Raw genomic sequence first — 12,207 nt, 5'->3', positions numbered from 1 at the left:
GTGCTCGAGGAGGCCCTCGAGCACCTGGTCAAGGGCATCGTCGACAATCCCGACGAGGTGCAGGTCGCCGCGCGCACCCTGCGTCGCGGGAAGGTCCTCGAGGTCCGGGTGCACCCCGACGACCTCGGCAAGGTGATCGGCCGCAACGGCCGCACCGCCCGCGCCCTGCGCACCGTCGTGGGCGCGATCGGCGGACGGGGTGTACGCGTCGACCTCGTCGACGTGGACAACGTCCGCTGAGGTACACAGCACCGGCACGGGCCGGGGGTGGCAATCGGGCCGCCCCCGGCCCGTGGTCTTATCCGACACGTGAGCACAGGAGCGCGAACAAGTGCAGCTGGTAGTGGGACGCATCGGCCGCGCCCATGGCATCAAGGGCGAGGTCTCGGTGGAGGTGCGCACCGACGAGCCGGAACTGCGGCTCGCCCCGGGCGCCGTGCTCGTCACGGACCCGGCCTCGGCCGGCCCGCTCACCGTCGAGACCGGCCGGGTGCACAGCGGCCGGCTGATGCTGCGCTTCGCGGGTGTCAAGGACCGCACCGGCGCCGAGGCACTGCGCAACGTCCTGCTCATCGCCGACGTCGACCCGGACGAGACGCCGGAGGACCCCGAGGAGTTCTACGACCACCAGCTGGTCGACCTCGACGTGGTCACCACCGACGGGACCGAGGTCGGCCGGATCAAGGAGATCTCCCACCTGCCGTTCCACGACCTGCTGGTCGTCGAACGGCCGGACGGCACCGAGGTCATGGTGCCCTTCGTCGCCGAGATCGTCCCCGAGATCGACCTGGAGCAGCAGCGGGCCGTCATCGACCCGCCGCCCGGCCTGCTCGACGAGGCCGAGGCGGAGCAGTAGGACCATGCGCATCGACGTCGTCACGATCTTCCCGGAGTACCTGGAGCCGCTGAACGTCTCCCTGGTCGGCAAGGCCCGGGAGCGAGGCCTGCTGGACGTACGCGTCCACGACCTGCGCGAGTGGACCCACGACCGGCACAACACGGTCGACGACACCCCGTACGGCGGCGGCCCCGGCATGGTCATGAAGCCCGAGCCATGGGGAGAGGCCCTGGACGCGGTCCTGGAGTCGGGCGAGGGCTCGCCCGTACTGGTGGTGCCCACCCCGAGCGGCCGCCCCTTCACCCAGGAACTCGCGGTCGAGCTGTCCGGGAAGCCCTGGCTGGTCTTCACCCCGGCGCGCTACGAGGGCATCGACCGGCGGGTCATCGAGGAGTACGGCGACCGGCTCGACGTCCGCGAGGTCTCCATCGGCGACTACGTGCTGGCCGGCGGCGAGGCCCCGGTCCTGGTGATGGTCGAGGCGGTCGCCCGCCTGCTGCCGGGCGTGCTCGGCAACGCCGAGTCCCACCGCGACGACTCCTTCGCCCCCGGCGCGATGGCCGACCTGCTGGAGGGCCCGGTCTTCACCAAGCCCCCGGTCTGGCGCGACCGCGGAGTGCCGGAGGTGCTGCTCAGCGGCCACCACGGCAAGGTCGCCCGCTGGCGCCGCGACGAGGCCTTCCGCCGCACCGCGCAGAACCGTCCCGACCTGATCGAGCGCTGCGACCCGGCGACGCTCGACAAGAAGGACCGCTCGATGCTCGCCGCACTCGGCTGGGTGCTCGGCGAGGACGGGCGATTTGGGCGAGCCGTGGAGTCCGTGGAAGAATAGGCGGCTGCCGTAGTGCGTCCGGCGTGCGCCCCTGCCACAGGGGGTCATGACGACCGTCCGACGGGCCGGCATTCGTATCACCACCACAATCCGCCGATGACCTGTGGCATGGGCGAAGAAAGCAGACGAACATGTCTCACCTGCTCGACACCGTCGACGCCGCATCGCTGCGCAGCGACGTCCCGGCCTTCCGCCCGGGTGACACCGTCAACGTCCACGTCCGCGTGATCGAGGGCAACCGCTCCCGTATCCAGCAGTTCAAGGGCGTTGTCATCCGTCGCCAGGGTTCCGGCGTCCGTGAGACCTTCACGGTGCGCAAGGTCTCCTTCAGCGTCGGCGTCGAGCGTACCTTCCCGGTGCACAGCCCGATCTTCGAGAAGATCGAGCTCGTGACCCGCGGTGACGTGCGTCGCGCCAAGCTGTACTACCTCCGTGAGCTGCGCGGCAAGGCCGCGAAGATCAAGGAGAAGCGCGAGCGCTGAGCCCGCCGGGCACAAGCGGAGCCCTATAGGCTCTGCGCTCGATGGACACAGAGGTACACCTTCCGGAGCGCGACCGCGCCGATGCCGCCCAGCGGCGGGATGAGCGGTCGCGCTTCGGCGTACGTACACAGCGGTATGCGCTCCTCGTCGTGGCGGCCGCCGCCGTGGTCGCGCTGGTCAACGTGTTCGTCGCGCAGCCCTTCGAGATTCCCAGCGGGTCGATGGAGAACACCCTGCGGGCGGGGGACCGCGTGCTCGTCAACAAACTGGCGTACCGTTTCGGCAGGATGCCCGCCAGGGGCGACGTCGTGGTGTTCGACGGCAGGGGATCCTTCGTGCAGGGCTCCGGCGGGACCGACTTCGTCAAGCGTGTGGTCGGTGTGGGTGGGGACCGGGTGACCTGCTGCGACGACCGGGACAGGATCACCGTCAACGGGCGCCCGCTGGACGAGACCTATCTTTACCCCGGGGACACGCCGTCCCGGGTAGCGTTCGACATCGAGGTTCCGAAGGGGAGGCTGTGGGTGATGGGTGACCACCGTGCCGACAGTCGCGATTCCCGTGATCATCTCGGTGACCCCGGAGGGGGCACGGTCCCGGTGGACGAGGTGATCGGCCGGGCGGAGGCGACCATATGGCCGCTGGGCCGCCGCCGGTCCCTGGACGGCGCCCATGGGTAGCCGCGGCCGGGAACACGCCGGCCAGCCGCGCCGCGCCGAGTACCTGGGCGAGGAGCCGGCGGGCCCGCGCAGGGGCGGCGGCCGGGCCGATCGGCGCAAGCTGGCGCGGAAGGTCAAGCGCAGGCGGCGTCGTTCCGCCGCCAAGGAGATACCCCTGCTCATCGGGGTCGCGCTGCTGATCGCGCTGGTGCTCAAGACCTTCCTGCTGCAGGCCTTCGTCATCCCGTCGGGTTCGATGGAGCAGACGATCAGGATCGGCGACCGCGTGGTCGTCGACAAACTCACGCCGTGGTTCGGCTCTCGTCCCCAGCGCGGCGACGTGGTGGTGTTCAAGGACCCGGGCAACTGGCTGGACGGCGAGCAGGCCCAGTCCGGCGAGGACCCGGTGGTCGTCAAGCAGGTCAAGGAGTTCTTCACCTTCATCGGGCTGCTGCCGTCCGCGGACGAGCAGGACCTGATCAAGCGGGTGGTCGCGGTCGGCGGCGACACGGTGAAGTGCTGTGACGCCCAGGGCAGGATCACCGTCAACGGGACCCCGCTGAACGAGCCCTACATCCATCCGGGGAATCCGCCGTCGGAGATCAAGTTCACGGTGAAGGTCCCGCCGAACCGGCTCTTCGTGATGGGCGACCACCGTTCCAACTCCGCGGACTCCCGCTTCCACCTCAAGGACGCCGGCGACGGCACCGTGCCCGAGAGCCTGGTGGTGGGCAGGGCCTTCGCCGTGGCCTGGCCCATGGGGCACTGGGCCGGACTGAAGGAACCGGCGACGTATTCCGGCGTCGCGGCGCCGGGGGGTTCGGGCGCGTCTGCCGCGAGGGCGGGTCCCGGGGTGGCAACATCCAACAATCGGCAAGGAATGACCCCGCTCCCGACTCCTGCGGAACTCCCGCTCGTTATGGGGGTGGTGAGCTTGCGCCGCATGTGGCGCGGGCGGCAGCGCGTGGCAAGCGGAATAGGGAGTGGATGTGGGGGACCTGGTGGTCGGCGCAAGGTCCGGACGCGAAGAGCCGGAGGATCGGGGCCCCACGTCGAGCGGTTCGTCGGGCGGTTCGTCAGGCGGCGGCGAGGCGCCGATTGACGCGAACGACCGTGACGGCGGCGGGGGCAAGAAGCAGCAGCGTTCGTTCTGGAAGGAACTGCCCCTGCTGATCGTCATCGCTCTCGCGCTGGCCTGGCTGATCAAGACCTTCCTGCTGCAGGCGTTCTCCATCCCCTCGGCGTCGATGGAGAACACCCTCAGGATCGGCGACCGGGTACTGGTCGACAAGCTCACGCCCTGGTTCGGCTCCGAGCCCGAGCGCGGCGAGGTCGTGGTCTTCCACGACCCGGGCGGCTGGCTCGGCGAGACCGTCCCGGTGGACACCAACCCGGTGACGGGCGCGATCCAGAAGGGCCTGAGCTTCGTCGGCCTCATGCCGTCCGCGGAGGAGAAGGACCTGATCAAGCGGGTCATCGCGGTCGGTGGCGACACGGTGGAGTGCAAGGGCACCGGCCCGGTCAAGGTGAACGGCAAGGCGCTGGAGGAGCCGTACATCTACCCCGGGAACACCCCGTGCGGTGACCGTCCCTTCGGTCCGATCAAGGTCCCGCAGGGCCGCATCTGGGTCATGGGCGACCACCGGCAGGACTCCCTGGACTCCCGTTACCACCAGAACCTGCCGGGCAACGGCACTGTCTCCGTGGACGAGGTCGTCGGCCGCGCGGTCGTCGTGGCCTGGCCGATCAGCAACTGGTCCACCCTGTCCGTGCCCAGCACCTTCGACCAGCCGGGTATCAACGCGGCGGCGGCGGGTCTGCCCGCCACGGCTCTGCCGGCCGCGGGCGGACTGGCCGGCGCGGCCCCGCTGGTGATGTGGCGGCGGCGCCGTCTGATCAACCGGGCCGGGTGACGGGGCTGCCCCCGGTCCGTACCCCCGGGTAGGGTGCGGACGCATGAGCACGAGCACACGCACGGGCACGCGGACGGCGACGGGGCGAGCGGGCGAACAGGGCGGCGGACGGATCGGGCGGATAGCCTCCGGTCTGGCCGTCGCCCTCGGCTGCGTCCTCTTCCTGGGCGGTTTCGTCTGGGGGGCGCTGCTCTACCGGCCATACACCGTCCCCACCGGATCCATGACCCCGACCGTGGACGCGGGCGACAAGATCCTCGCCCAGCGGATCGACGGCTCCGAGGTGCGGCGCGGGGACATCGTGGTCTTCACCGACCCGCTCTGGGGCGACGTCCCCATGGTGAAGCGGGTCGTGGCGGTCGGTGGTGACAAGGTGGCCTGCTGCGACAAGCAGGGGCGCCTCACCGTCGACGGCAAGCCGGTCGACGAGCCGTACCGCCTGGACACCGAGGGCCCGGCCTCGCCCATGCCCTTCTCGGCCACGGTGCCGCAGGGCAACCTGTTCATGATGGGCGACAACCGGGCGACGTCCGAGGACTCCCGGCTGCGCCTCGGCGATGCCGACAACGGTTCCGTGCCGCGCGGCACGGTGTCCGCGCGGGTCGACGGTGTGGCCTGGCCGTTCGGCCGCGCGGGCATGGTCGACCGGACCGGCGCCTTCGCCGCCCTGCCGGGCGGGGGTCCCTCCGATCACGGTCCGCTGCGCACGGTGGGTGTGGCGATCGCGGCCGGCGTGGTCCTGATCTTCGCGGGTGCGGCCTACGGCCCGGTCGCGGACCGGGCCCGGCGCCGGGCGGCGCGACGGTCATGAGACGGCGCGCGGCCCGGGTCATCCTGCTCGACCCCTCCGACCGGATCCTGCTGCTGCACGGGTACGAGCCGGACGACCCGTCCGTCACCTGGTGGTTCACCCCGGGCGGCGGCGTCGAGGAGGGCGAGAGCCTGGACGTCGCCGCGCGCCGGGAGCTGGCCGAGGAGACCGGCATCACCACGGCCCTGCTGGGTCCCGTGCTGTGGGAGCGCTCGTGCGCCTTCGACTTCGACGGCCGGCGCTGGGAGCAGGACGAGTGGTACTACCTGGCCCGCACCGACGACGTCCGGGTGCACACGGGCGGCCTCACGGAGCTGGAGCAGCGCAGCGTGGACGGCCTGCGATGGTGGACCTGCGAGGAACTGCTCGCCTCGCATGAGACGGTGTACCCGACCAGGCTCGCCGAGCTGCTGCGCAGGCTGCTCGACGAAGGTCCCCCATTGTCCCCGATTCACCTGGGGACGGAGCGTGACTGACGCACAATGGGGGGACGTACGGCTGAAGGGGAACATGCCATGAGCGCCGAGGACCTCGAGAAGTACGAGACCGAGATGGAGCTGAAGCTCTACAGGGAGTACCGGGATGTCGTCGGCCTGTTCAAGTACGTGATCGAGACGGAGCGTCGTTTCTACCTCACCAACGACTACGAGATGCAGGTGCACTCGGTCCAGGGCGAGGTGTTCTTCGAGGTCTCCATGGCTGACGCGTGGGTGTGGGACATGTACCGGCCGGCACGCTTCGTCAAGCAGGTGCGCGTGCTGACGTTCAAGGACGTGAACATCGAGGAGCTGAACAAGGCCGACCTCGACCTGCCCTCGGACGACTCCGGCTTCAACGGCTGAGGCCGCCCGGGCCGGCGGGTTGTCCACAGGCCCCGATCAAGATCATCTCGCGGGCGCCACCTCCCTCACAGTGAGTGACGGAGGTGGTACGGATGAACGCCCGAGGAGCTTTCGGACGCTACGGCGAGGAACTGGCGGCCCGGTCGCTGACCGACGCCGGGATGATCGTGCTGGAGCGGAACTGGCGGTGCCGGCACCGCGAACGCCACGGCGAGATCGACATCGTGGCGGCGGACGGGGACGCGCTCGTGGTGTGCGAGGTGAAGTCGCGCGCCGAGACCAGCGGTGAGCACCCCATGGCCGCCGTCACACCGCGCAAGGCCGAGCGGCTGCGTCAGCTGGCCGAGTGCTGGCTCGCCGACCACGGCGGGCCGCCGCCGGGCGGCGTGCGGATCGACGTGGTGGGCGTGGTGCTGCCGGCACGGGGCGCCGCCCGCGTCGAGCACGTGCGGGGGGTGGAGTGATGGGCTTCGCCCGTACGTGTTCGGTGGCGCTGCTGGGCGTGGAGGGTGTCGTCGTCGAGGTCCAGGCGGACCTGGAGGCGGGGGTGGCGGCGTTCACGCTGGTGGGGCTGCCCGACAAGAGCCTCAGCGAGAGCCGTGACCGGGTCCGTGCCGCCATCGTGAACAGCGGTGAGGCCTGGCCGCAGAAGAAGCTGACGGTCGGCCTCAGCCCGGCCTCCGTCCCCAAGGGCGGCAGCGGCTTCGACCTGGCGGTGGCGTGCGCCGTCCTCGCCGCGAACGACCGCGTCGCCCCGCGCGACATCGCCGACCTGATGATGATCGGCGAGCTCGGCCTCGACGGCCGGGTCCGCCCGGTCCGCGGTGTGCTGCCCGCGGTCCTGGCCGCGGCCGACGCCGGGTACCGCCATGTCGTGGTGCCCGAGCGCACGGTCGCCGAGGCCTCGCTCGTGCCGGGGGTCTCCGTGCTCGGGGTCCGCAGCCTGCGGCAGCTGATCGCGCTGCTCAACGACGAGCTCGCCCCGGAGGAGGACGAGGAGCCTGCCGACGGGCGGCCGGACCCGATGCTGGCCGGCCTCACCCTGCCCGGCGTCGGCCACGGCACGGGGCTCGCCGACACCGGCACCCCGGACCTGGCCGAGGTCGCGGGTCAGGGCGCCGCCAGGACCGCCCTGGAGGTCGCTGCCGCGGGCGGCCACCACATCTACCTCAAGGGGCCGCCGGGCGCGGGCAAGACGATGCTCGCCGAGCGGCTGCCCGGGCTGCTGCCGCCGCTCACCCGCCAGGAGGCGGTGGAGGTCACCGCGGTGCACTCGGTCGCCGGGATCCTGCCGCCGGGCCGGCACATGGTGGAGCAGCCGCCGTACTGCGCGCCGCACCATTCGGCGACCATGCAGTCCCTCGTCGGCGGCGGGAACGGGCTGCCGCGGCCGGGCGCCGTCTCACTCTCGCACAAAGGGGTCCTCTTTCTGGACGAAGCACCCGAATTCAACGGTCAGGCTCTGGACGCACTGCGTCAGCCGCTGGAGTCCGGGCACGTGGTGATCGCCAGGGCCGCCGGAGTCGTCCGCCTTCCCGCACGGTTCCTGCTCGTCCTCGCCGCCAACCCCTGCCCCTGCGGGCGGTACGGCTCGCCCGGCGGCATGTGCGACTGCACGCCGAGCATGATCCGCCGCTACCAGGGGCGGCTGTCCGGGCCGCTCCTGGACCGGGTCGACCTGCGGGTGGACGTGGAGGCCGTCGCCCGTTCCGAGCTGATCGGCGGCGCGGGCTCCGCCGAGACCACCGCGGTCGTCGCCGCGCGGGTGCGGGAGGCCCGCGAGCGCGCCGCCGCCCGGTACGGGGACACGCCGTGGCGGCTCAACAGCCAGGTCCCCGGCCACGAACTGCGCACCCGCTGGGCCGTGGCGCCCGGCGCCCTGCGCGCGGCCGAACGGGACATGGAGCGCGGACTGCTCACCGCACGAGGGCTCGACCGGGTCCTGAGGGTGGCCTGGACGGTCGCCGACCTCGCGGGCCGCGACCGGCCGGCCGGCGTCGACATGGAGCGCGCGCTGGAGCTGCGCACCGGTGTGCGCCGCGGAATGGCGGCGGCAGTGACGGGAGACAAGCGATGACGCAGATGCTGCCCGGCATGGACGACGACGCCGGGCCGGACCCGGAGGAGGAGCCGCCCCCGACGCCCGAGGAGCGCCTGGCCCGGGCGGCCGTGACGCGGATCGCCGACCCCGGCGACGGGCTGGTCGGCGCCTGGCTGCGCGAGTTCGGCCCCGTCGAGACGGTACGGGCGCTCACCGCCGAGGAAGCGCTGCCCGGGGCGGGGCAGCAGCGGACGGCCGGGTACGCCCTGCGGGCCCGCAGGGTGCGGCCGGAACGGGATCTGGCGGCGGCCCGCGCCACGGGCACCCGCTTCGTGTGCCCCGGTGACCCGGACTGGCCCCGGCAGCTCGACGACCTCGGCGCCGAGCGCCCCTACGGGCTCTGGGTGCGCGGCGGTGCCTCGCTGAGGATGTGGGCGCTGCGGTCGGTCGCCGTCGTGGGCGCCCGGGCGTGCACCGACTACGGCTCCCACATGGCGGCGTCCCTCGGCGCCGACCTGGCGGAGGCCGGCTGGGTCACCGTCTCCGGGGCCGCCTACGGCATCGACGGCGCCGCCCACCGCGGCGCGCTGTCCGTGACGGGCGCCACGGTGGGTGTCGTCGCCTCCGGGGTGGACGTGCCGTATCCGCCGGGTCATGCCGAGTTGATCGGACGCATCGCCGAACAGGGGCTGCTCATCGGTGAATTGCCACCCGGCTCGCACCCCACCCGCAGCCGCTTCGTGCTCCGCAACCGTGTGATCGCGGCACTCACCCGGGGCACCGTCGTGATCGAGGCCCAGTTCCGCAGCGGCTCCCTGATCACCGCCCGCCGGGCCCGCAAGCTGGGGCGTTTCGTCATGGGCGTCCCAGGCCCCTGCACCTCCTCGCTGTCCCGCGGGGTCCACGAGCTGCTGCGCGCCGACGGGGTCCTGGTCACCGCCGCGGCAGACGTCATCGAGCTCGTCGGGCGCATCGGCGAGGACCTCGCGCCCGAGCGCCGCGGTCCCGTGCTGCCGCGGGATCTGCTGCCGCCCGCGACCGCCCGGGTGCTGGAGGCCCTGCCCGCCCGAGGCGGGGCCTGCCGCGAGGAGCTCGCGGTCGCCGCGGGCGGCACCCCCGACGACACCCTCACCAGGCTTCATGAGCTGCACGCCCTCGGTTTCGTCGAACGTGACGGACCGCGCTGGAAGTTGGCGCGAGGCGGCGGGACCGCTCCCACGCCGGAGGGAGACCGCCAAGCCGACACGCTCTCCCGGTGAACACACCATCAGGTGACAGGACGGTTCTTGACCTGGGACCCCCTGGATGGCGAGGTTATGGGGACGCCCGAACGTCGCCCTGAGCGACGGCCCCGTCACGCTACGCTCAAGGAGGTTCGAGTCCCGCCCGTCCCTCAGGTCAACGCAGAACGGCTCAGATCGACGCATGCACCGGCACACACCCGGGCACGAAGGCAGCACGGCGGCGACCGCCGTCACCGGAAACCCCCGCCCGCCCGCCCCCACCTCGCTCGACGCGCTGTGGCGGACCTACAAGGCCACGGGGGACGCGCGTCTGCGCGAGCAGCTGATCCTGCACTACTCGCCCCTGGTGAAGTACGTGGCGGGACGCGTGAGCGTCGGCCTGCCCGCAAACGTGGAACAGGCGGACTTCGTCTCCTCCGGGGTCTTCGGGCTCATCGACGCCATCGAGAAGTTCGACCCGGAGCGCGCGATCAAGTTCGAGACGTACGCGATCACCCGGATCCGCGGGGCCATGATCGACGAGCTGCGCGCCCTGGACTGGATCCCGCGCTCGGTGCGCCAGAAGGCCCGCGCCGTCGAGCGCGCCTACGCCACCCTCGAGGCCTCCTTGCGCCGTACCCCGAGCGAGTCGGAGGTCGCCGCCGAGATGGGCATCGCCCTGGAGGAGCTGCACGGAGTCTTCAGTCAGCTCTCCCTGGCCAACGTCGTGGCCCTGGAGGAGCTGCTCCACGCGGGCACCGACGGCGGCGACCGGCTCACCCTGGTCGACACCCTGGAGGACACCGGCGCCGACAACCCCGTCGAGGTCGCCGAGGACCGCGAGCTGCGCCGGCTGCTCGCCCGCGCGGTCAACACCCTGCCCGAGCGGGAGAAGACCGTGGTCACCCTCTACTACTACGAGGGGCTCACCCTCGCGGAGATCGGTCAGGTGCTCGGGGTCACCGAGAGCAGGGTCAGCCAGATCCACACCAAATCCGTGCTGCAACTGCGCGCGAAACTGGCCGACGTCGGCCGTTGACGCCGCATTGCCGACGGGTGCGCCCGGCGGGCACGCCACTTCCGTACAGTGGTGAGGTGCCCAAGATTCGAGCGGCCTCGGTGGCCGAGCACCGGTCGATGCAGCGCGACGCCCTGCTGGACGCCGCCCGCAGTCTGCTCTCCGAGGGCGGGACAGAGGCCCTGACCTTCCCCGCGCTGGCGGAGCGCACCGGGCTGGCCCGGTCCTCCGTCTACGAGTACTTCCGCTCCCGGGCCGCCGTCGTCGAGGAGCTGTGCGCCGTCGACTTCCCCGTCTGGGCGGCCGAGGTCGAGGCGGCCATGGAGGCCGCCCCGTCCGCCGAGGCCAAGATCGAGGCCTACGTCCGCAGCCAGCTCACCCTCGTCGGCGACCGCCGGCACCGGGCCGTGGTCGCGATTTCCGCGGGCGAACTCGACGCCGGCGCCCGCGAAAAGATCCGCGCCGCCCACGGCGGACTGATCGCCATGGTCGTCGAGGCGCTCGCCGCGCTCGGCCACCACGAGCCGAGGCTCACCGCGATGCTGCTCCAGGGCGTCGTCGACTCCGCCGTCCGCCGAATCGAGCTCGGCGCCGCCGAGGAGCCGGACACCATCGCCGACGCGGCCGTCACCATGGCCCTGCGCGGGGTTCTGGGCTGACCCTCGGGCTGGCCCGCGGGGCGTCCGCCTCCCCGTCCGCTCCCTCCGGCAGGGGGACCCCGAAGACCGGCAGCAGCCGCGAAGGCCCTCCGCGCAGCATCGCCAGCGGCAGCAGCGACAGCGGGTCGAGGTAGGCGTCCCCGCGCAGCAGCCCCCAGTGCAGGCAGCCGCCCGGGCAGTGCCACGGGCCCTCATCGAGCGCCCCCACCACCTGCCCCGCGCCGACCTCGTCTCCCACCGCGACGGACGCCCGCACCGGCTGGTACGTGATGCGCAGACCGCCGGCGAGCTCGATCGCGACCACCCCGCGCCCCGCCACCTGCCCGGCGTACGACACCCTCCCGGGCGCCGCCGCGCGCACCGGTGCGCCGGGTCCCGCGCGCAGGTCCACGCCCCGGTGCCCACTCGCCCACGGAACCGCCGGCGAATCGAACCCCCGCTCCACGACCGGCCGCCGCCCTCCGTCGCCCGGCATCACGGGCCAGGCCCGGTCCGCGCCCCCGCCGCCCCCGCCGCCCCCGCCGACCGGGACGACCGGCGTCCGGACGGCAGCCTCCACCGGGCGCACGAGCCACCCGAGCCACGTCAGTACCGTCGACACCACCGCCAACACCACCGCCACGTATGTCCTCATGCTCCAACGGTGACGCCTCCCGCCACTTCCGGACGATCATGGAACCGGCCTGTGGAAAACCCCGGACGGCCTCCGCCCCCAGGCACGATGTCGCCCGCCGCTCCGGCGGTCCCGTACACTTTCCATGGCGATCCGGGTCACCGGGTCGACTTCGCACGCCCCGCCACCGCCCGACAGTGAGCGGTGGACGCGTTCCTCGGTCCCTTGTGGCACGGCGCGTTCGGGGCGTCAGGCGCGGCCGCCGTCCGGCGACCG

The 12,207-nt window shown here is 72.4% G+C and carries 16 protein-coding genes; 15 read left to right on the top strand and 1 reads right to left on the bottom strand.

The features are described 5' to 3' along the window. The 15 genes from CHF15_RS18495 (at position 1) to CHF15_RS18425 (ending at position 11,318) form a co-directional block, all read left to right on the top strand. Positions 1-240, top strand: coding sequence for an RNA-binding protein (locus CHF15_RS18495; protein WP_018562958.1), 240 nt, complete (start codon positions 1-3; stop codon positions 238-240). A gap of 91 nt (positions 241-331) precedes the next feature. After that, a complete protein-coding gene (rimM, locus tag CHF15_RS18490; RefSeq protein ID WP_089224948.1) occupies positions 332-856 on the top strand; it encodes a ribosome maturation factor RimM in 525 nt (174 codons plus the stop codon). A gap of 4 nt (positions 857-860) precedes the next feature. Further along, positions 861-1,670: a tRNA (guanosine(37)-N1)-methyltransferase TrmD gene (gene trmD / locus CHF15_RS18485; RefSeq protein ID WP_089224947.1), complete on the top strand. Its 810-nt coding sequence runs from the start codon at positions 861-863 to the stop codon at positions 1,668-1,670. Positions 1,671-1,801: 131 nt separating this feature from the next. Continuing rightward, entirely contained in the window at positions 1,802-2,152 is a 351-nt protein-coding gene (gene rplS / locus CHF15_RS18480; RefSeq protein ID WP_018562955.1) for a 50S ribosomal protein L19, read from the top strand. Between the two features lie 41 nt (positions 2,153-2,193). Beyond that, positions 2,194-2,832 (top strand): signal peptidase I, encoded by a 639-nt coding sequence (lepB, locus tag CHF15_RS18475; protein ID WP_089224946.1) that lies wholly within the window; start codon positions 2,194-2,196, stop codon positions 2,830-2,832. Beyond that, a complete protein-coding gene (lepB, locus tag CHF15_RS18470) occupies positions 2,825-3,913 on the top strand; it encodes a signal peptidase I (RefSeq protein ID WP_089224945.1) in 1,089 nt (362 codons plus the stop codon). Before lepB (CHF15_RS18475) ends, lepB (CHF15_RS18470) begins: the two co-directional genes overlap by 8 nt. Further along, positions 3,801-4,724: a signal peptidase I gene (gene lepB, locus CHF15_RS18465; RefSeq protein ID WP_410169645.1), complete on the top strand. Its 924-nt coding sequence runs from the start codon at positions 3,801-3,803 to the stop codon at positions 4,722-4,724. The genes lepB (CHF15_RS18470) and lepB (CHF15_RS18465) overlap by 113 nt, the downstream gene beginning before the upstream one ends. 43 nt (positions 4,725-4,767) lie before the next feature. Then, a complete protein-coding gene (lepB, locus tag CHF15_RS18460; protein WP_179279861.1) occupies positions 4,768-5,535 on the top strand; it encodes a signal peptidase I in 768 nt (255 codons plus the stop codon). Further along, positions 5,532-6,011 carry an NUDIX hydrolase gene (locus CHF15_RS18455; protein ID WP_089224944.1) on the top strand — a complete coding sequence of 160 codons (480 nt, stop codon included), beginning with the start codon at positions 5,532-5,534 and terminating at the stop codon, positions 6,009-6,011. Before lepB (CHF15_RS18460) ends, CHF15_RS18455 begins: the two co-directional genes overlap by 4 nt. Positions 6,012-6,050: 39 nt before the next feature. Next, positions 6,051-6,377: a DUF2469 domain-containing protein gene (locus CHF15_RS18450; RefSeq protein WP_018562949.1), complete on the top strand. Its 327-nt coding sequence runs from the start codon at positions 6,051-6,053 to the stop codon at positions 6,375-6,377. A gap of 92 nt (positions 6,378-6,469) precedes the next feature. After that, positions 6,470-6,841 (top strand): YraN family protein, encoded by a 372-nt coding sequence (locus CHF15_RS18445; RefSeq protein ID WP_089224943.1) that lies wholly within the window; start codon positions 6,470-6,472, stop codon positions 6,839-6,841. Beyond that, positions 6,841-8,454, top strand: a complete 1,614-nt coding sequence (locus CHF15_RS18440) for a YifB family Mg chelatase-like AAA ATPase (RefSeq protein ID WP_089224942.1) — start codon at positions 6,841-6,843, stop codon at positions 8,452-8,454. The genes CHF15_RS18445 and CHF15_RS18440 overlap by 1 nt, the downstream gene beginning before the upstream one ends. A 17-nt stretch (positions 8,455-8,471) precedes the next feature. Continuing rightward, the gene (gene dprA / locus CHF15_RS18435; RefSeq protein ID WP_089225221.1) at positions 8,472-9,677 is read left to right on the top strand and encodes a DNA-processing protein DprA; all 1,206 of its coding nucleotides are present in this window, start codon (positions 8,472-8,474) and stop codon (positions 9,675-9,677) included. Positions 9,678-9,843: 166 nt separating this feature from the next. Beyond that, complete coding sequence (whiG, locus tag CHF15_RS18430; protein ID WP_018561721.1) at positions 9,844-10,680, top strand: RNA polymerase sigma factor WhiG; 837 nt, start codon at positions 9,844-9,846, stop codon at positions 10,678-10,680. A gap of 80 nt (positions 10,681-10,760) precedes the next feature. Continuing rightward, entirely contained in the window at positions 10,761-11,318 is a 558-nt protein-coding gene (locus CHF15_RS18425) for a TetR/AcrR family transcriptional regulator (RefSeq protein WP_089224941.1), read from the top strand. On the opposite strand, the gene CHF15_RS18420 is transcribed toward CHF15_RS18425, so the two are convergent. After that, a complete protein-coding gene (locus CHF15_RS18420; protein ID WP_179279860.1) occupies positions 11,287-11,952 on the bottom strand; it encodes a murein hydrolase activator EnvC family protein in 666 nt (221 codons plus the stop codon). The genes CHF15_RS18425 and CHF15_RS18420 overlap by 32 nt on opposite strands. Between the last annotated feature and the right edge of the window lie 255 nt (positions 11,953-12,207).

The sequence above is a fragment of the Actinacidiphila glaucinigra genome, from assembly GCF_900188405.1.
Lineage (GTDB): Bacteria > Actinomycetota > Actinomycetes > Streptomycetales > Streptomycetaceae > Actinacidiphila > Actinacidiphila glaucinigra.
This window is presented reverse-complemented; position numbering and strand designations above follow the sequence as displayed.